The sequence below is a fragment of the Mycobacterium sp. E2327 genome, assembly GCF_001672675.1.
Lineage (GTDB): Bacteria > Actinomycetota > Actinomycetes > Mycobacteriales > Mycobacteriaceae > Mycobacterium.
Genome location: NZ_LZKE01000018.1, coordinates 19,828 through 39,576 on the forward strand (window position 1 = coordinate 19,828; position 19,749 = coordinate 39,576).

The 19,749-nt window shown below is 67.8% G+C and carries 16 protein-coding genes; 11 read left to right on the top strand and 5 right to left on the bottom strand.

Going from position 1 to position 19,749, the window contains the following annotated elements:
* Positions 1-46 precede the first annotated feature (46 nt).
* The 3 genes from A5712_RS01935 (at position 47) to A5712_RS01945 (ending at position 4,066) form a co-directional block, all read left to right on the top strand.
* Entirely contained in the window at positions 47-1,438 is a 1,392-nt protein-coding gene (locus A5712_RS01935) for a wax ester/triacylglycerol synthase family O-acyltransferase (protein WP_068100619.1), read from the top strand.
* 173 nt (positions 1,439-1,611) lie between these two features.
* A complete protein-coding gene (gene hsaA / locus A5712_RS01940; RefSeq protein WP_068100627.1) occupies positions 1,612-2,796 on the top strand; it encodes a 3-hydroxy-9,10-secoandrosta-1,3,5(10)-triene-9,17-dione monooxygenase oxygenase subunit in 1,185 nt (394 codons plus the stop codon).
* A 19-nt stretch (positions 2,797-2,815) separates the two neighbouring features.
* Positions 2,816-4,066: a cytochrome P450 gene (locus tag A5712_RS01945; protein ID WP_068100629.1), complete on the top strand. Its 1,251-nt coding sequence runs from the start codon at positions 2,816-2,818 to the stop codon at positions 4,064-4,066.
* A 16-nt stretch (positions 4,067-4,082) separates the two neighbouring features.
* On the opposite strand, the gene A5712_RS01950 is transcribed toward A5712_RS01945, so the two are convergent.
* From A5712_RS01950 to A5712_RS01965, 4 genes are all read right to left on the bottom strand, one after another.
* The gene (locus A5712_RS01950; RefSeq protein ID WP_068100738.1) at positions 4,083-5,228 is read right to left on the bottom strand and encodes a Rieske 2Fe-2S domain-containing protein; all 1,146 of its coding nucleotides are present in this window, start codon (positions 5,226-5,228) and stop codon (positions 4,083-4,085) included.
* 107 nt (positions 5,229-5,335) lie between these two features.
* A complete protein-coding gene (locus A5712_RS01955) occupies positions 5,336-6,604 on the bottom strand; it encodes an alpha/beta hydrolase (RefSeq protein ID WP_068100630.1) in 1,269 nt (422 codons plus the stop codon).
* Entirely contained in the window at positions 6,604-8,223 is a 1,620-nt protein-coding gene (gene fadD12, locus A5712_RS01960) for an acyl-CoA ligase FadD12 (protein WP_068100632.1), read from the bottom strand. Before fadD12 ends, A5712_RS01955 begins: the two co-directional genes overlap by 1 nt.
* Before the next feature lie 3 nt (positions 8,224-8,226).
* Positions 8,227-9,045 (bottom strand): 1-acyl-sn-glycerol-3-phosphate acyltransferase, encoded by an 819-nt coding sequence (locus A5712_RS01965; protein ID WP_068100634.1) that lies wholly within the window; start codon positions 9,043-9,045, stop codon positions 8,227-8,229.
* Between the two features lie 190 nt (positions 9,046-9,235).
* On the opposite strand from A5712_RS01965, the gene A5712_RS01970 reads away from it, so the two are divergent.
* From A5712_RS01970 to A5712_RS01980, 3 genes are all read left to right on the top strand, one after another.
* The gene (locus A5712_RS01970) at positions 9,236-9,655 is read left to right on the top strand and encodes a hypothetical protein (RefSeq protein WP_068100636.1); all 420 of its coding nucleotides are present in this window, start codon (positions 9,236-9,238) and stop codon (positions 9,653-9,655) included.
* A gap of 71 nt (positions 9,656-9,726) precedes the next feature.
* Positions 9,727-11,454 carry a DUF3556 domain-containing protein gene (locus A5712_RS01975; RefSeq protein ID WP_068100638.1) on the top strand — a complete coding sequence of 576 codons (1,728 nt, stop codon included), beginning with the start codon at positions 9,727-9,729 and terminating at the stop codon, positions 11,452-11,454.
* A 102-nt stretch (positions 11,455-11,556) separates the two neighbouring features.
* Entirely contained in the window at positions 11,557-12,417 is an 861-nt protein-coding gene (locus tag A5712_RS01980; protein ID WP_082973223.1) for an Ig-like domain-containing protein, read from the top strand.
* Positions 12,418-12,484: 67 nt separating this feature from the next.
* On the opposite strand, the gene A5712_RS01985 is transcribed toward A5712_RS01980, so the two are convergent.
* Complete coding sequence (locus A5712_RS01985; protein WP_068100640.1) at positions 12,485-13,213, bottom strand: beta-xylosidase; 729 nt, start codon at positions 13,211-13,213, stop codon at positions 12,485-12,487.
* Positions 13,214-13,481: 268 nt separating this feature from the next.
* Between A5712_RS01985 and gap the strand changes: the two genes are divergently transcribed.
* From gap to ppc, 5 genes are all read left to right on the top strand, one after another.
* Positions 13,482-14,501, top strand: a complete 1,020-nt coding sequence (gap, locus tag A5712_RS01990) for a type I glyceraldehyde-3-phosphate dehydrogenase (RefSeq protein WP_068100642.1) — start codon at positions 13,482-13,484, stop codon at positions 14,499-14,501.
* 3 nt (positions 14,502-14,504) lie between these two features.
* Entirely contained in the window at positions 14,505-15,740 is a 1,236-nt protein-coding gene (pgk, locus tag A5712_RS01995; protein ID WP_068100643.1) for a phosphoglycerate kinase, read from the top strand.
* The gene (gene tpiA / locus A5712_RS02000) at positions 15,737-16,522 is read left to right on the top strand and encodes a triose-phosphate isomerase (RefSeq protein WP_068100644.1); all 786 of its coding nucleotides are present in this window, start codon (positions 15,737-15,739) and stop codon (positions 16,520-16,522) included. The genes pgk and tpiA overlap by 4 nt, the downstream gene beginning before the upstream one ends.
* A gap of 30 nt (positions 16,523-16,552) precedes the next feature.
* Positions 16,553-16,786: a preprotein translocase subunit SecG gene (gene secG, locus A5712_RS02005; protein ID WP_066929551.1), complete on the top strand. Its 234-nt coding sequence runs from the start codon at positions 16,553-16,555 to the stop codon at positions 16,784-16,786.
* Positions 16,787-16,941: 155 nt separating this feature from the next.
* Entirely contained in the window at positions 16,942-19,749 is a 2,808-nt protein-coding gene (ppc, locus tag A5712_RS02010) for a phosphoenolpyruvate carboxylase (protein ID WP_068100645.1), read from the top strand.

Sequence of the window (19,749 nt, forward strand, 5' to 3'; positions counted from 1 at the left end):
CAGCAAATTGCTGGGCGGGACGGTCGGGGAGGGCTACGGTCATCGCATGAAGCGGCTTTCGAGTGTCGATGCGGCGTTTTGGTCTGCGGAGACCGCGGGCTGGCATATGCATGTGGGTGCGCTGGCGATCTGCGATCTCACCGATGCCCCCGAATACAGCTTTGAACGCGTCCGCGAGCTGATCATCGAGCGGCTGCCCGAGCTGCCGCAGCTGCGGTGGCGGGTCACTGGCGCGCCGCTCGGGCTGGACCGGCCGTGGTTCGTCGAGGACGAAGAGCTCGACGTCGACTTCCACATCCGTCGCATCGCCGTTCCGGCCCCGGGCGGCAGGCGCGAGGTCGACGAGCTGGTGGGCCGGCTGATGTCCTACAAGCTGGACCGTTCCCGACCGTTGTGGGAGCTCTGGGTCATCGAAAACGTCAAGGGCAACCGGGTCGCGACGCTGACCAAGATGCACCACGCGATTGTCGACGGAGTCTCGGGCGCCGGGCTCGGCGAAATCCTGCTCGACGTCACGCCCGAACCCCGTCCGCCGCAAACGGAGACGGTCGGGTCGCTGGTGGGATTCCAACTTCCGGGGCTGGAGCGGCGCGCGATCGGCGCGCTGATCAACGTCGGCGTCAAGACGCCCTTCCGCATCGCCCGGCTGGTGGAGCAGACGCTGCGCCAGCAGGTCGCCGCGCTGGGCGTCAGCAGCAAGCCGCCGCGCTACTTCGAAGCGCCCAAGACGCGCTTCAACGCACCGGTGTCGCCGCACCGGCGGATCACCGGCTGCCGCGTCGAGCTGGACCGGGCCAAGGCCGTCAAGGACGCCTTCGGCGTCAAGCTCAACGACGTGGTGCTGGCGCTCGTGGCCGGGGCCGCCCGAACGTACTTGATGAAGCACGACGAATTGCCCGCCAAACCGCTCATCGCGCAGATCCCGGTCTCGACGCGCACCGACGAAAGCAAGAGCGACGTCGGCAACAAGATCAGCTCGATGACCGCGTCGCTGGCCACCGACATCGAAGACCCCGCCGATCGGCTGAAGGCCATCCACGAAAGCACCCAGAGCGCCAAGTTGATGGCCAAGGCCTTGTCCGCGCACCAGATCATGGGCCTTACCGAGACCACGCCGCCGGGACTGCTGCAGCTGGCGGCGCGCGCCTACACGGCCAGCGGGTTGTCGCGAAACCTGGCCCCCATCAACCTTGTTGTGTCCAACGTTCCCGGTCCGCAGTTCCCGCTGTACATGGCCGGCGCCAAGCTGGAGTCGCTGGTGCCGCTCGGGCCGCCCGTCATGGATGTCGCCCTGAACATCACGTGCTTTTCCTACGAGAAATACTTGGACTTCGGCTTTGTCACCACCCCAGAGGTCGCCAACGACATCCACGAGATGGCCCGCGCCATCGAGCCGGCGCTGACCGAGCTGGAGAAGGCCGCCGCGGCGCAGGAGTGATCGGCTAGACCGGCTTTTGTGGGACTTTCTGCCCTAGTGGCGTGTTTCCGTCCGGCCATAATTAGAACAAGTTACAAGTTCACATTTATGGCCTTATACAGCGGAAATACCAAAACGTTCAGCACGATTGCAACTCACTCTAGTCATGAGGGCGCACGTCTGGAGGTAGGCCGGTGACGTCGATTCAACAACGCGATGCGCAGTCCGTTCGGGATGCCATCGACGATCTGTTACCCAAGCTGCGCCAGCGGGCGCAGGAGACCGAGGAGCTGCGGCGGCTGCCGGATGACACCGTCAGCGAGCTGGCAGAAATCGGGTTCTTCCGGCTGCTGCAGCCGGCGCAGTGGGGCGGCATGCAGTGCGATCCGACGGTGTTCTTCGACGCCGTCCGACGCCTGGCCAGCGCGTGCGGGTCCACCGGGTGGGTGGCATCCATCCTCGGGGTGCACAACTGGCACCTGGCGCAGTTCGATCAGCAGGCGCAGCAAGACGTATGGGGTGAGGACACGGGTGCGCGGATCTCTTCGTCATACGCCCCGATGGGCGCCGGTCGGGCGGTCGACGGTGGCTATCTGGTCGATGGCTCGTGGAACTGGTCGTCGGGGTGCGACCACGCCACATGGACCTTCGTCGGCGGGCCGGTGATCAAGGACGGCCAACCGGTCGACTTCGGCAGCTTCTTGATCCCGATCAGCGACTACCGCATCGACGACGTCTGGCACGTCGTCGGCCTGAAGGGCACCGGCAGCAACACCCTGGTGATCAAGGACGTGTTCGTGCCGCGACACCGGTTCCTGTCCTACCAGTCGATGAACGACCACACCGCGGGCGGGTTGGCAACCAACACCGATCCGGTCTACCGGATGCCTTGGGGCACTATGCATCCCACCACGATCACCGCCCCCATCGTCGGCATGGCCTACGGCGCCTACGAATCTCACGTCGAGCATCAGGGCAAGCGGGTGCGCGCCGCGTTCGCCGGCGAGAAGGCCAAGGACGACCCCTTCGCCAAGGTGCGCATCGCCGAGGCCGCCAGCGATATCGACGCCGCGTGGCGACAGCTGATGGGCAACGTCGGCGACGAGTACTCGTATCTGCTACGGGGCCAAGATGTCCCGTTCGAGCTGCGGGCCCGGGCCCGTCGTGACCAGGTGCGCGCCACGGCTCGCGCGATCGCCTCGATCGACCGGTTGTTCGACGCGTCGGGTGCCACCGCGTTAGCCAGTAACGCTCCGATGCAACGGTTTTGGCGCGACGCGCACGCCGGCCGCGTGCACGCCGCCAACGATCCCGAGCGGGCGTACGTGATCTTCGGCAACGACGAGTTCGGGCTGCCGCCCGGCGACACGATGGTCTAACCCACTAAAAGGAGCACCGATGACTTGCCCCCACCTGCCGCCCGGCTTCGACCCGACGGATCCGGACATCTACGCCGAGCGCCTGCCCGTCGCGGAGCTCGCCGAATTGCGTCACAACGCGCCGATCTGGTGGTGTGACCAGCCCGTCGGCAAGGGTGGTTTCAACGACGGCGGCTTCTGGGTGGTGACCAAGCACAAGGACGTGAAGGAGGTGTCGCTGCGCAACGACGTCTTCTCCAGTTGGCTCAACGGTGCCATCCCGCGGTTCGGCGACGACATGGCGCGCGAAGACATCGAGTTGCAGCGGTTCGTCCTGCTCAACATGGATCCCCCGCACCACACCCGGCTGCGCAGAATCATCTCCCGAGGGTTCACGCCGCGCGCGATCGGCCGGCTGCGCGACGAGCTCAACGATCGCGCGCAGACCATCGCCAAGGCGGCCGCCGCCGAGGCGTCCGGCGATTTCGTCGAGCAGGTGGCGTGCGAGCTGCCGCTGCAGGCCATCGCCGGTCTGCTCGGGGTGCCGCAGGAGGACCGCAGCAGGCTGTTCCGGTGGTCGAACGAGATGACCGGCGCCGAGGACCCGGAGTTCGCGCACGTCGATCCCAAGGCCTCGTCGGCCGAGGTGCTGGCCTACGCGATGAAGATGGCCGCCATCAAGGCCGAGGATCCCGGCGACGACATCGTGACCACGCTGATCCAGGCGGACATCGACGGGGAGAAGCTCTCGGAGGAGGAGTTCGGGTTTTTCGTGATGATGCTGGCGGTCGCCGGCAACGAGACCACCCGCAACTCGATCACCCAGGGCATGATGGCGTTCGCCGAATTCCCCGACCAGTGGGAGCTTTACAAAAAGGAGCGCCCCGAGACCGCGGCAGACGAGATCGTCCGGTGGGCCACCCCGGTTACCGCCTTCCAGCGCACCGCCAGCCGGGACACCGAACTGTCGGGGGTGACGATCAAAAAGGGGCAGCGGGTGTTGATGTTCTACCGCTCGGCCAACTTCGACGAGGACGTCTTCGCCGATCCGTTCACGTTCGACATTTTGCGTAACCCCAACCCGCACGTCGGATTTGGCGGCACCGGCGAGCACTACTGCATCGGGGCCAACCTGGCCAAGTTGACGATCAACCTGATGTTCAATGCCATCGCCGACCACATGCCTGACCTCACCCCCATCTCGAAGCCGGAGCGGATTCGGTCGGGGTGGCTGAACGGCATCAAGCACTGGCAAGTCGACTACACCGGTCAGTGCCCAGTCGGGCACTGAACCGACGTAGCGAATCCTATTGCGGCTGAACCACTTTGGGTCGCAGATTCTCTTCCACCTCGGCGCGCCAATACTTATTCGCGGCGGCGGTATCGACCTCGTACTCGAAGCGGTCGGTCATCTGCGGCGTGACGTCGGCTGCGTCCACGTAGAACTGCTGATACCACCGGCGCAGCTGATAGACCGGGCCGTCCTCTTCGACCAGCAGCGGGTTTTCGATTCGGGTCTTGTGCTTCCAGATCTCGACGTCCTGCAGGAAGCCCATGCTGACGCCGTCGGTGAACGCTTTGGACAGCTTGTCGGTGGCGTCCTCGTCCATGCCCTCGGGCTTTTGCACGATGACGCCCCACTGCAGCATGAAGGAGTCCTGCGTGACGGGGTAGTGGCAGTTGACCAGTATCGTTTCGACCTTGTAGCCGCCATAGCTGTTGTGCAGCCAGTTGATCATGAACGACGGGCCGAAGTAGGAAGCCTCCGAATCCAGAATCTGTTCACCGGTGTAATGCGAGCCGCCGAGGTGCACATCGGGCCGGCCGACGGTGCGCAGGTATTGCGAGGCGACGTGGCCCTCGAAGACGTTCTTGAAGTACGTCGGGAATCCGTAGTGGATATAGAAGAAGTGCGCCATGTCGACGATGTTGTCGACGATCTCGCGGCAGTTCGATCCCTGGATGAGCTGACTGCGCCACCGCCAGTCAGTCCATGCGGCGCTGGCGGCCTCGGGAATGTCGGGGATCTGCAATTGCGGCGACGGCGGGTTGCCCTCGGGGTCGTGCCAGACAAATAACAGACCGCCCCGCACCTCGGTGGGCCAGGAGCGGGTGCGTGCCATCCGTGGGGTCCGCTTGGCGTACGGCACCTCCTTGCATTTGCCGTCGCCACCCCACCGCCAATCGTGGAACGGGCACGCGACGGTGTCGCCCTTGATTGCGCCCTGCGACAGGTCGCCGCCCATGTGCCGGCAGTATGCGTCGAGGACGCGCAGATTGTTTTCGGGGTCGCCGAAGACGACCAGCCTGGTGCCGAAGATGTTGACCGGGTGGGGCTTGCCGTCGAGGAAGTCCTTGGCCACGCCCAGGCAGTGCCAGCCGCGAGCAAACCGGGTCGGCAACGTTCCGACGTCGATTTCCCGGACGCCGATCCCAGCGGTATCGGTACTCACCACGCGCCTCCTCTAACCCGTCCCAACTAGAACACGTTATAGTTTTGCGCGTATCGGTCCAACATAATGCAGGCTAAAGCCCCTACATGTGTGACTTATGGCCCTAGTTAGCGGCGGGGCGGATGCTTCGCGTACACCCAGGACAGAAATTGCGCGACGGCCTCCGCCGACTTGTGCGCCCGCGGCGAGCTGAAGATGTCGAAAGCGTGTTGGGCGTGCGGCAATTCGGCGTAGGCGACGGGGGACCTCGACACCGCGCGCAACTCCTCGGCGAACTCCTGCGCCTCGCCGACCGGGATCAGCGAGTCGTCGCGGCCGTGCAGGATGAAAAACGGCGGCGCGTCGTCGCGCAGCTTGCAGATCGGCGAGGCGTCGGTGTAGATGTGCCGGTGCGTCTCGAATTTCCGTTTGACGACATACTTTTCGAGCAGCCCGACGAACTCCGGGCGGCCCTCGCCCTCGGTGGAAAACCAGTCGTAGCGCCCGTACACCGGAACCGCGGCGGTCACCGAGGTGTCGGCTTCCTCGAAGCCCGGCTGGAATTGCGGGTCGTTGGGCGTCAGCGCCGCCAGCGCGGACAGGTGCCCACCGGCGGAGCCGCCGGTGATCGCGACGAAGTCCGGGTCCCCGCCGAACCGCGCGATGTTCTCCTTGACCCAGACCAGCGCCCGTTTGACGTCGACGATGTGGTCGGGCCAGGTGTGCACGGGTGACACCCGATAGCCGATCGACACGCACACCCAGCCGCGGGCGGCCAGGTGGCTCATCAGGGGGTAGGCCTGCGGGCGTCGCATTCCGATCACCCACGCGCCGCCGGGCACCTGCAGCAGGACCGGAGCCTTGGCGTCGCGTGGCAGGTCGCGGCGGCGCCAGATGTCGGCCAGGTTGGCGCGGCCGTGCGGGCCGTAGGAGACCACGTTCGTCTTCTCGACGTAGCGCCGGCGGGCCACCGTGTTGCCCAGCGGCAGGCTGCGCCGCCCGCTGCGGGTGGGCTTCGTGTGTGGCAGCGCCTCCAGCGCCTCGGCGTAGTCGTGCCCCAGTTGTTCGCGCAGGCCCGCCTCGAGCACGGGGCCCGGCGTGGTTACGCCGCGATACTTGATCACACCCAGGATGGCCCAGGACGCGGCCGTCAGCGCCAGCGCGGCCTTGCCGCGCCGCCCGGCGAAGTCGCCGCGGCGCCCGCGGCGCAGCACGTCAACCAGCGAGGCCGTAAAGTACACCCCGGGCACCTCCGACGTCGGCCAGCCGAACCAGAACACCAGGACGGTGCTGTAGCCCTTGCGGGCCAGCGGCCGTAATCCGTTGGCGGCGTTGGCAAGTTCGACCGCCGCGCGCGCCAATGGCCGTGGCTTTCGCAGCGTCCGGGCGAGCCGCATCAGCCGCCGACCCGGGACAGCAGCTCGTTGCGCAGGATCTTGCCGGTGCTGCCGCGGGGTAGCTCGTCGAGGATGGCGATCTCGCGGGGCACCTTGTAGTTGGCCAGGTTGTCGCGCACGTGTTGCTTGAGCGTGTCGACCGTGGCGGACGCGCCCGGGGCCAGCACCACGAAGGCCGCCAGCCGCTGGCCGTATTGCTCGTCGTCCACGCCGATGACCGCCGCCTCGGCGACCTCGGGGTGCGCCGCCAGGGTCTTCTCCACCTCGATCGGGTAGACATTCTCGCCGCCGGAGACGATCATCTCGTCGTCGCGCCCGACAACGAACAGGCGCCCGGCGTCGTCGAGGTAGCCGACGTCGCCCGAGGACATGAACCCGGCGTGGAAGTCTTTCGTGGTGCCGGAGGTGTAGCCCTCGAACTGGGTGTCGTTGCGGACGTAGATGGTGCCGACCTCGCCGGTGGGCAACTCGTTGAATTCCTTGTCCAGGATCCGGATTTCGGTTCCGCCCGCCGGCTTGCCCGCGGTGTCCGGCGCCGCCCGCAGGTCGGCCGGGGTGGCGGTGGCGATCATGCCGGCCTCGGTGGCGTTGTAGTTGTTGTAGATGACGTCGCCGAACTGGTCCATGAACGCGGTGACGACGTCGGGTCGCATCCGCGAACCGGAGGCCGCGGCGAACCGTAATGACTTGCAGCTGTAACGGTTTCGCACCTCGGGCGGCAGTTCCATGATCCGGTCGAACATCACCGGCACGACGGCCAGGCCGGTGGCCTGGTGCCGGTCGATGAGGTCGAGGGTGGCCTCCGGATCGAACTTTCGCCGGGTGATGACCGTGCAGGCCATCGACGCGGCGAAGATCAATTGGGAGAAGCCCCAGGCGTGGAACATCGGGGCCACGATCACGATGTTTTCCTCGGCCCGCCACGGCGTGCGGTCCAGGATGGCCTTGAGCGTGCCGATCCCCGCGTTGCCGCCGGTTTGGTTGGCGCCCTTGGGAGTTCCGGTGGTGCCCGAGGTGAGCAGGATCATCCGGCCTTTGCGGCCGCCGCGCCGAGGTTGTTTTCCGGCGTGGTCGGTGATGAGTTTCTCCACCGTCAATTCGTGCTGCCCGCTGGTCCACGCGACGATGCGGGTGGCGTCGGGCTTCTCGGCCAGCGCCCGGTCCACCGTCTCGGTGAACTCCTCGTCGTAGATGACCGCGTCGACGCCCTCGCGGCCGACCACCTCGGCCAGCGCCGGCCCGGCGAACGACGTGTTGAGCAGCACCACGTCGGAGCCGATCCGGCTGACGGCCACCACGGCCTCGACGAAACCGCGGTGGTTGCGGCACATGATCCCGACCACCTTGGGAGGCCCCGCGGGCAATCCCTGCAGGGCGACCGCCAGCGCGTTGATCCGCTCGTCGAGCTGCCGCCAGGTCAGCGTGCCGAGCTCGTCAATCAGGCCGGGACGGTCCGGGCAGCGCTGCGCCGCGCTTGCGAAGCCCACGGTCATGCCCATGCCCTCGCGGCGCATCGCCGCGGCGATCTTGAGGTAACGGTCGGGGCGCATCGGCGCGAGCATCCCGGCGCGCCGCAACGTCCCAAAAATGCCGAGAGCCTCGTCTATTCGAGATGCCATGGCTCAGCCCAGGATCGGGAAACGGCGCTTGGCGGCCAGGTCGCGCAGGGCCTGCTGCATCACCGACCGCACGTGTTCGTCGACCTCGTCGACGTCGGGGTCGTCGCCGAACTGCGCGGCGATGTCGATCGGTTCGAGCACCTGCGTCACGATCTTGGTGGGCAGTGGCACGTTGGGCGGGATCACGGCGCTGAACCCGAACGGAAAGCCGAACGACAGCGGCAGGATCGCGCTGCGCAGCAGGCGCTTCACCCCCAACCGCTCGGCCAGCCACGTGCCGCGGGAGAGGTAGAGCTGAGTTTCCTGCCCGCCGATGGACACCGCCGGAACGATGGGCACGCCGGCCTCGATCGCCGTGCTGACATATCCCTTGCGGCCGTTGAAGTCGATGACGTTCTCCGAGAGCGTGGGCCGATAGGCGTCGTAGTCACCACCGGGGAAGACGACCACGACGCCGCCGGACCGCAGGGCCTTGGCCGCATTTTCCCTGTTGGCGCGGATGTAGCCGGTGCGCCGGAAGAATTGCCCGGTGGGGCCGGTCATCAGGATGTCGTGGCTCAGCGTGTACACCGGCCGGTCGTAGCCGAACTTGTCGTAGAAGTGGACGCTGAAAATCGGGACGTCCATGGGGAACATGCCGCCGGAGTGGTTGCCGACCACCAGCGCCCCGCCGGGCGGGAATGAATCCAAGCCGTGCACCTCGGACCGGAAGTAGGTCTTCAGGAAGGGGCGCATCACGCCCATCACGCGCTGGGTCAGACCGGGATCGAACTTGTCGATGTCCTCGATGTCTTCGATATCCGGGCCGTCGGTGTCAGTCACATTTCTCCCTTGAGCTGCCGGCGCGGCCGCACCGCCGCGTCGAGTCCCATGATGGTAGCGACCGAATACCCGCAGGACGGTTTAAGCCAACCGGCAACGGCGGTATCCAGTGCCAAAGCCTATGGCGTCGGTCGGATCGGGGGGTATTGTTACGTCCGCCAATGACCCTGCCCAGCGAAAAGAGGCCAAGATGGACGTCGCCGGTTTGTCCGACGAGCGCGGCACTCGCTCGGTTGCTGGGCACAGTTCCAATAGCATTCGTGACCGCCGTGGGCGCCGGCCCCGCAGCAGCGCGGTCCGCCCCAGCCCGGTCAACGTCCGCCAACCGGCGGTGCGGGCGGAGTCGCGGGTCGCGGCGGCCGCGACGGCGGATCGCCGCCAGGCCGAGTACTTCCGCCGGGTGCTCGTGCAGAACCGTCGCCACATTGAGCACCGGCTCGGGGAGTACCAGAAGGCGATCGCGACCGCGGAAGCCGCCGGCGATGCCGAAGGCGCCGCCAGCGTTCGGCGCATGGCGCGCCTCGAGGAACAGGAACGCCAAACCCTCGACGGGCTGATCGAGAAGCTGCAGCGTCGGTTTCCGCCCCGTAGTGGGGTCGCCGTCCGTTAGGGCCTAGGCTGCAGCGGCTCAATCACGCTGAGCGTCAGCTGGTTTCACCTGCGACAGGAATGAGGCCGCCCATGGGATTCATGTCACCGGAACTTCCGGACGTCGACCCCGACACCTGGCTGGCGCGGCCACGGGCGGCGCGACTGCAGATCGTGACCCGGCACTGGGCCGAACATGGCTTCGGGACTCCGTATGCGGTCTATCTGCTGTACCTGTTCAAGATCGCGTTGTACGTCGCGATCCCGGCGTGGATCATCTCGCTGACCCCCGGCCTGGGCGGGCTGGGCCGCATCGGGGAGTGGTGGACGCAGCCGATCGTGTATCAGAAGTTCATCGTCTTCACGCTGCTGTTCGAGGTGCTGGGCCTCGGCTGCGGGTCCGGCCCGCTGACCGGGCGGTTCATGCCGCCGGTCGGGGGATTCCTATATTGGTTGCGGCCCAACACGATTCGGTTGCCCGCGTGGCCGGGGAAGGTGCCGTTCACCCGCGGCGATACCCGCACCGTCGTCGACGTCGCCCTCTATGCCGTCGTGCTGGCCGGTGGGGTGTGGGCGCTGCTGGCGCCCGGCCCGCTGATCGACCCCGTCCGGGTGCTGCACACGATCGTGGCGCTGGCCGTGCTGGGTCTGCGTGACAAGACCATCTTCCTCGCGGCCCGCGGCGAACACTATTGGCTGAAACTGTTCGTGTTCTTCTTCCCGTTCACCGACCAGATCGCGGCCTACAAGCTCATCATGCTGTGCCTGTGGTGGGGGGCGGCGACCTCCAAGCTCAACCACCACTTTCCGTACGTCGTGTCGGTGATGACGAGCAACAACGCGCTGCTACGGCCCAAGCTGTTCAGCCCGTTCAAGCACGCGCTGTACCTCGACCACGTCAACGACCTGCGACCCTCGTGGTTACCGAAGGTGATGGCCCACGTCGGCGGCACCACCGCGGAATTCGTCGTCCCGACCGTGCTGGTGTTCGTCGCCGGCGACGCGCCATGGCGATGGTTCCTGATCGGGTTCATGGTGATCTTCCACCTCAACATCATTTCGAACCTCCCGATGGGGGTCCCGTTGGAGTGGAACGTGTTCTTCATCTTCTCGCTGTTCTATCTGTTCGGGCATTACGGCGCGATCCGAGCCACCGACCTTCGGTCACCCTTGCTGCTCGCCCTCATCCTCGCCGCCGTGGCCGTGGTGATCGCGGGAAACATGTTCCCCGAAAAGATTTCGTTTCTGCCCGCGATGCGCTACTACGCGGGCAACTGGGCCACCAGCATCTGGTGCTTCCGCGCCGGCGCCGAGGACAAGATCGAAGCCGACATCGTGAAAAGCTCTGCGCTCGTGGTGAATCAGCTAACCAAGCTGTACGGCGCCGGGACCGCCGAGGTGATGTCGGACAAGGTGGCGGCGTTCCGGGCGATGCACACGCACGGCCGGGCGCTCAACGGCCTGTTGCCCCGCGCCTTGGGGGGAGAGGCCAACGAGGCCGAATACAGCATCCGCGAGGGCGAAGTCGTCGCCGGGCCGTTGGTCGGCTGGAACTTCGGCGAGGGCCACCTGCACAACGAGCAGCTGCTCGAGGCGGTGCAACGGCGCTGCCGGTTCGACGAGGGCGACGTCCGCGTCATCGTGCTCGAGGGCCAACCGATCCACATCCAAAAGCAGTGGTACCGCATCCTCGACGCCAAGACCGGGGTGATCGAGGCCGGTTACGTCGACGTCGCGGACATGCTGAGCCGCCAGCCGTGGCCCGAGCCCGGCGACGAGTTCCCGGTCCACGTCACGACGCGCGCCGTAGCCGAAACGTGACTCAGGCTTGATCGAATCGCTAACGCGCCCTTGCACTTCCGCTGTTCGCGACGCCCGTACCATGGCTATTACAACCATGTCAGTTAAACAGGGACTGGAGCCATGCGAGCGGTCGTTCGGTGTGTTCTTGCGGTGAGCGCCGTCGCTGCGAGTGTGGCCACCGGGCCGACCGACATCCGCCTGGCCGCAGCCACCCAGCCGGATGGATCCGCCGTCGCGTCGGTGTCACCCGCGCGCGGCGAGGTGGTCGGGGTGGCGCACCCCGTGGTGGTGACGTTCAGCACGCCCGTCACCAACCGGCGCGCGGCCGAGCGCGCCGTGCGGGTCACATCGGCCCCCCCGATGACCGGGAAGTTCGAATGGCTCGACAACGAGGTCGTGCAGTGGGTTCCCGACCACTACTGGCCGGCGCACAGCACGGTCGCGCTCTCGGTGGGCGGGCGGCCCACGGAATTCGCCACCGGTCCCGCCGTCGTCGGGACCGCCAACATCGCCGACCACACCTTCACGGTGACCGTTGACGGCGTCGAGTCGGGGCCGCTGCCGGCGCCGCACCACCGTCCCCACTGGGGGGAGGCGGGCGTGCTGCCGGCCTCGATGGGCAGGCCCGAATACCCGACTCCGGTCGGCTCCTACACCGTCCTGTCCAAGGACCGCACGGTGATCATGGACTCGAGCAGCGTCGGCATCCCCGTCGACGACCCCGACGGATACCGGATCCCGGTGGACTACGCCGTGCGCATCACGGGTCACGGCCTCTTCGTCCATTCGGCCCCGTGGGCCGTCAACGCGATGGGCCTGGAGAATGTCAGCCACGGATGCATCAGCCTGAGCCCCGAGGACGCCGAGTGGTACTACAACACCGTCCACGTCGGCGACCCGGTGATCGTGGAGGACTCGCCACGGCGCCAGCCACCGCCACGGCCGCAGCCGCCGCTGCTGTGGGAGGCCCCACCCAGCTGACAGCTGAGAAAGAAACCCGCCGGGCTTGGCCCGGCGGGTTCTTTCGTAACTGGGAAGGGGATCCGCGTCAGCGCGCGGGCCCGGGCGCGGTCGGCTGGCCGGGCGCCGGGCCGCCGGCGGGCGCCGGTCCGGTCGGCGCGCCCTTGCCGGTCCCGGACATGTCGATGATCGGGGCGGCCGGCGCCGCGACATCCAGCGGACCACCGGCGAGCGCAATCAGCGGAGCGCCGACGGGCACCACCGGGATCGGCGCACCCACCGGGATCGGCGCACCCACCGGGATCGGTGCACCGACGGGGACCGGAGCGCCCACCGGCACCGGGGCGCCGACGGGCACGGGGGCACCGACTGGGACCGGCGCACCGACCGGGACCGGCGCACCAGCCGGCACCGGCGGCCCGAGAGCGATCAGCGGGGCGCCGGCCGGGACCACCGGGACCGGCCCGGGCGCCACGATCGGTACGCCGGACATGTCGGTGAGCGGGGCGCTGGACGTGCATACGGTGGCGGCCGATGCCGGCCCGCCGGGTGCCGGCGCGCCGCCTCCCGGCCCGCTCACCGGTGTGCCGCCCGCTTCGGGTGCGCCGGCCAGCGGCGCGCCCGCGGCCAGTGGTCCTGCGGCGCCTGCCGGCCCGCCGGCTGCCGGAGCGCCGACCTCGCCGGACTGACCCTGGATGCACGCGTAGCCGCCGGTCTTCAGCGGGATGGCTGCCGCATCCGGGCTCAACGCTATGGCGGCCCCACACAGCCCAGCGATAGCACCAACTGTGATGTTGAACCGATCAAAGCCCGTCATCAACGTCGACTCCTTTAGCGTTCGCTATCAAATGCGGCAGCAGAACCGCATAACTGTCCCGCAGCCGTGTCGAATGTATGACCCCCTGGTGCTATTGCACACGCGACGATTCCGGGGCTTATCGAACCGATACGAACCAGACATGCTCCGGTTATCGCGGCCGTTCGCTGTGACCGGCAAGCGGTGGCGCGCGTCACTGATCTAGGCTGACGGCGAGCGCTTAATCAGCGGATTCACGAAGACCTCAGAAAGACTAGGGAGAAGACAAGTGACGGTCCGGGTAGGTATTAACGGCTTCGGCCGAATCGGCCGCAACTTCTATCGGGCCCTGCTGGCTCAGCAGGAGCAGGGCACCGCGGACATCGAGGTGGTGGCGGTCAACGACCTGACCGACAACGCCAGCCTGGCGCACCTGTTGAAATTCGACTCGATCCTGGGCCGGCTGCCCTACGACGTCAGCCTGGAGGGCGACGACACCATCGTGGTGGGCACGCAGAAGATCAAGGCGCTGGAGGTCAAGGAAGGCCCGGCGGCGCTGCCCTGGAGTGACCTGGGTGTGGACGTCGTGGTGGAGTCCACCGGCATCTTCACCAACGCGGCCAAGGCCAAGGGGCACCTGGACGCCGGCGCCAAGAAGGTGATCATCTCCGCGCCCGCGACTGACCCCGACATCACGATCGTGTTGGGGGTCAACGACGACAAGTACGACGGCAGCCAGAACATCATCTCCAACGCCTCGTGCACGACGAACTGCCTGGCGCCGGTGACCAAGGTGCTCCAAGACGAGTTCGGCATCGTCAAGGGGCTGATGACCACCATCCACGCCTACACCCAGGACCAGAACCTGCAGGACGGGCCGCACAAGGACCTGCGCCGGGCGCGGGCGGCGGCGCTGAACATCGTGCCGACCTCGACCGGGGCGGCCAAGGCGATCGGGCTGGTGATGCCCGAGCTCAAGGGCAAGCTGGACGGGTATGCGCTGCGGGTGCCGATCCCGACCGGCTCGGTGACCGACCTGACCGTCGAGCTGGCCAAGGCCGCCAGCGCCGAGGACATCAACGCCGCGTTCAAGGCTGCCGCCGAGGGCCGGCTCAAGGGCATCCTGAAGTACTACGACGCCCCGATCGTGTCGAGCGACATCGTCACCGACCCGCACAGCTCGATCTTCGATTCCGGGCTGACCAAGGTCATCGACAACCAGGCCAAGGTGGTGTCCTGGTACGACAACGAGTGGGGCTACTCCAACCGCCTCATCGACCTCGTCGCACTGGTCGGCAAGTCGCTGTAAACCGTGAGCATCCCAACTCTCGAAGACCTTCTGGCCGCGGGGGTTTCGGGTCGCGGCGTGCTGGTTCGCTCCGACCTGAACGTCCCCCTGGATGACGGGACCATCACCGACGCCGGCCGCATCACCGCGTCGGTGCCGACGCTGCAGGCGCTGCTCGAGGCCGGCGCCAAGGTCGTGGTCACCGCGCATCTGGGTCGTCCCAAGAACGGCGCCGACCCGAAGCTGTCGCTGGCGCCGGTCGCCGCCGCGCTCGGCGACCAGCTCGGGCGGCACGTGCAGCTGGCCGGCGATGTCGTCGGCACCGACGCGCTGGCCCGCGCCGAGGGCCTCACCGACGGCGACATCCTGCTGCTGGAGAACATCCGCTTCGACCCGCGCGAAACCAGCAAGGACGACGGCGAGCGCCTGGCGCTGGCCCGGCAGCTGGCCGAATTGGTCGGGCCGGACGGCGCTTTCGTCTCCGACGGCTTCGGCGTGGTGCACCGCAAGCAGGCCTCCGTCTATGACGTCGCGACCCTGCTGCCGCACTACGCGGGCACGCTGGTGGCCGAGGAGATCCGGGTCCTCGAGCAGCTGACCAGCTCGACCAAGCGCCCCTACGCGGTGGTGCTCGGCGGGTCGAAGGTGTCCGACAAGCTCGGCGTGATCGAGTCGCTGGCGACCAAGGCCGACAGCATCGTGATCGGTGGCGGCATGTGCTTCACCTTCCTTGCCGCGCATGGCCTTTCGGTCGGCACGTCGCTGCTCGAGCCCGACATGGTCGACACCTGCCGCCGGCTGTGCGAGACCTACGCCGACGTGCTGCACCTTCCGGTGGACATCGTGGTGGCGGAAAAGTTCGCCGCCGATTCGCCGCCGGAAACCGTTGCGGCGGACCGCATTCCGCAGGACAAGATGGGCCTGGACATCGGGCCCGAATCGGTCCGGCGGTTCACCACGCTGCTGTCCAACGCCGAAACCGTCTTCTGGAACGGCCCGATGGGGGTGTTCGAGTTCCCGGCGTTCGCCGCCGGAACCAAGGGCGTGGCCGAGGCCGTCGCCGCGGCCACCGGCAAGGGCGCCTTCAGCGTGGTCGGCGGCGGCGACTCCGCGGCCGCAGTGCGCGCGCTCGGCATCCCCGAGGGTGACTTCTCGCACATCTCGACCGGCGGGGGAGCGTCGCTGGAATACCTGGAGGGCAAGACGCTGCCGGGCATCGAGGTGCTTAGCCGGCCGCAGCCGACCGGAGGGGACTCGTGAGCCGCAAGCCGCTGATCGCCGGCAACTGGAAGATGAACCTCAATCACTTCGAGGCGATCGCGCTGGTGCAAAAGATAGCGTTCGCGCTGCCGGACAAGTACTACGACAAGGTCGACGTCACCGTCCTCCCGCCGTTCACCGACTTGCGCAGCGTGCAGACCCTGGTCGACGGCGACAAGCTGCGGCTGACCTACGGCGCCCAGGACCTGTCCCCGCACGACTCGGGCGCCTACACCGGCGACATCAGCGGCGCCTTCCTGGCCAAGCTGGGCTGCCAGTTCGTCGTCGTCGGCCACTCCGAGCGGCGCACCTACCACCACGAGGACGACGCGCTGGTGGCCGCCAAGGCCGCCGCCGCGCTCAAGCACGAGCTCACCCCGATCGTGTGCATCGGCGAGCACCTGGAGACCCGGGAGGCGGGTGAGCACGTCAGTTACTGCGAAAACCAGCTGCGCGGCTCGCTGGCCGGGCTCTCGGCCGAGCAGATCGGCAACGTGGTGATCGCCTACGAGCCGGTCTGGGCGATCGGCACCGGCCGGGTGGCCAGCTCCGCCGACGCCCAGGAGGTGTGTGCGGCGATCCGCAAAGAGTTGGCGTCCCTCGCCTCGGCGAAGGTCGCCGAAACCGTGCGGGTGCTCTATGGCGGCTCGATGAACGCGAAGAACGTCGGCGAACTCGTCGCTCAGGACGACGTCGACGGTGGGCTGGTCGGCGGCGCGTCGCTGGACGGCGAGCAGTTCGCGACCCTGGCGGCGATCGCCGCCGGCGGGCCCCTGCCGTGACGCCGCCAACGCACCGGTAGGCTTTCTGGCATGCAATTGGCCCTGCAGATCACCCTGGTGGTCACGAGCATCCTGGTGGTGCTGCTGGTGCTGCTGCACCGCGCCAAGGGTGGCGGCCTGTCGACGCTGTTCGGCGGCGGCGTGCAGTCGAGCCTGTCCGGGTCGACGGTCGTGGAGAAAAACCTCGACCGGCTGACGGTGTTCATCGTCGGCATCTGGCTGGTGTGCATCATCGGCATGGCCCTGCTGATCAAGTACCGCTGACCGGCCTCCATCCGCACCGTCGCGGCGCCGAATGTGAAATTCACGACGCGACACGCCGATGATGCGTCGTGAATTGCACACTCGGCCGCGACTGCTGCCGATGGCCCTGACCGCTCGACGGGCGGGCCGGGCGATCCGCCTCGATACTGGGACGCATGGCTGAGGCTTCCGACATCGCGCTGGAACCGATCGGTGCCGTCCAACGCACCCGGGTCGGCCGCGAGGCAACCGAGCCGATGCGCGCCGACATCAGGCTGCTGGGCACCATCCTCGGCGACACCGTGCGTGAGCAGAACGGCGACGAGGTGTTCGAGCTCGTGGAACGCGCGCGGGTGGAGTCCTTCCGGGTGCGCCGCTCCGAGATCGACCGGGCCGACATGGCGCGGATGTTCGACGGCATCGACATCCACCAGGCCATCCCGATCATCCGGGCGTTCAGCCACTTCGCGCTGCTGGCCAACGTCGCCGAAGACATCCACCGGGAACGCCGACGCGACGTCCACGTCGCCGCCGGCGAGCCACCGCAGGACAGCAGCCTGGCCGCGACGTACGCGAAACTCGATCGGGCAGAGCTCGATTCGGCCACGGTGGCCGACGCGCTGCGGGGCGCCCTGGTGTCCCCGGTGATCACCGCCCATCCCACCGAGACCCGCCGGCGCACCGTGTTCGTGACCCAGCACCGCATCACCGAATTGATGCGGCTGCGCGCCGCCGGGCACACCGAGACCGACGACGGCCGCAACATCGAGCTCGAGTTGCGCCGCCAGGTGCTCACGCTGTGGCAGACCGCGCTCATCCGGCTGTCCCGGCTGCAGATCACCGACGAGATCGACGTGGGCCTGCGGTATTACCCGGCCGCGCTGTTCAAGGTGATCCCGCAGGTCAACGCCGAGGTCCGGGAGGCGCTGCGCGCGCGCTGGCCCGACGCCGACCTGCTTTCGTCGCCCATCCTGCAGCCGGGGTCCTGGATCGGCGGCGACCGCGACGGCAACCCGAACGTCACCGCCGACGTCGTGCGGCGGGCCACCGGCAGCGCCGCGTTCACCGCGCTGGCGCACTACCTGGCCGAGCTGACGGAGCTCGAACAGGAGCTGTCGATGTCGGCGCGGCTGATCACGGTCACCCCCGAATTGACCGCCCTGGCCGAGGGCGGCAACGAGAGCGCCCGCGCCGACGAGCCCTACCGGCGCGCGCTGCGGGTGATCCGGGCCCGCCTCACCGCGACGGGCACCGACATCCTGGACCGCCGGCCGCAGCACGAGCTCGACCTGGGCCTGCGGCCGTACTCCGCTCCGGCGGAACTGCGGGCCGACCTGGACGTCATCGACGCGTCGCTGCGCACACACGGCGCCGAGCTGCTCGCCGACGATCGGCTGGCCCGGCTGCGAGAAAGCGTGCACGCCTTCGGGTTCCATCTATCCGGCCTGGACATGCGGCAGAACTCCGACGTCCACGAAGAGGTGATCGCCGAGCTGCTGGCCTGGGCCGGGGTGCATCCCGACTACGCCTCGCTGGCCGAAGACGAGCGGGTCGCGCTGCTGGCGGGCGAGCTCGCCACCCGCCGGCCGCTGGTCGGCGACCGCGCGCAACTGTCCGACCTCGCCCGCGGCGAGCTGGGCGTCGTCGCGGCCGCCGCCCGCGCCGTCGACCTCTACGGACCGGCGGCGGTGCCCAACTACGTCATCTCGATGTGCCAGTCGGTGTCCGACGTCCTGGAGGCCGCGATCCTGTTGAAGGAGGCCGGCCTGCTGGACGCGTCGGGCCCGGAACCCTACTGCCCCCTGGGCATTTCGCCGCTGTTCGAGACAATCGACGACCTGCACAACGGCGCGTCGATCCTGCAGGCGATGCTGGACCTGCCCATCTACCGGGCGCTGGTGGACGCCCGCGGCGGATGCCAAGAGGTGATGCTGGGCTACTCCGACTCCAACAAGGACGGCGGATACCTGGCCGCCAACTGGGCCGTCTACCGCGCCGAGCTCACCCTCGTCGAGGTGGCCCGCAAGACCGGAATCCGGTTGCGGCTCTTCCACGGTCGCGGCGGCACCGTCGGCCGCGGCGGCGGCCCCAGCTACCAGGCGATCCTGGCGCAGCCGCCCGGCGCGGTGAACGGCTCGCTGCGCCTCACCGAGCAGGGCGAGGTGATCGCGGCCAAATACGCCGAACCGCAACTGGCCCGGCGCAACCTGGAGAGCTTGGTGGCGGCCACCGTGGAGTCGACGCTGCTCGACGTGGAGGGCCTCGGCGAAGCCGCGGAACCGGCCTACGCGGTGCTCGACGAGGTGGCCGCGCTGGCGCACCGCGCCTACGCCGAATTGGTGCACGAGACACCGGGATTCGTCGAGTACTTCAAGGCGTCCACGCCCGTCAGCGAGATCGGATCGCTGAACATCGGCAGCCGGCCCACCTCGCGCAAGCCCACCGAATCCATCTCGGATCTGCGCGCCATCCCGTGGGTGCTGGCCTGGAGCCAGTCGCGGGTGATGCTGCCGGGCTGGTACGGCACCGGCGCGGCCTTCGAGCAGTGGATCGCGGCGGGCCCCGAGAGCGAAACCGAGCGGGTGGCGATCCTGCACGAGCTGTACGAGCGGTGGCCGTTCTTTGCCAGCGTGCTCTCGAACATGGCGCAGGTGCTGTCCAAGAGCGACCTGGGCCTGGCGGCCCGCTACGCCGAGCTGGTGGCCGACGAATCGTTGCGGCACAGGGTGTTCGACAAGATCGCCGACGAGCACCGGCGCACCATCGCCATGCACAAGCTCATCACCAGTCAGGACGACCTGCTCGCCGACAACCCGGCGCTGGCCCGTTCGGTGTTCAACCGCTTCCCGTATCTGGAGCCGCTCAACCACCTGCAGGTCGAGCTGCTCCGCCGCTACCGCTCCGGCGACGACGACGAATTGGTGCAGCGCGGCATCCTGCTGACGATGAACGGACTGGCGAGCGCGTTACGTAACAGCGGCTGA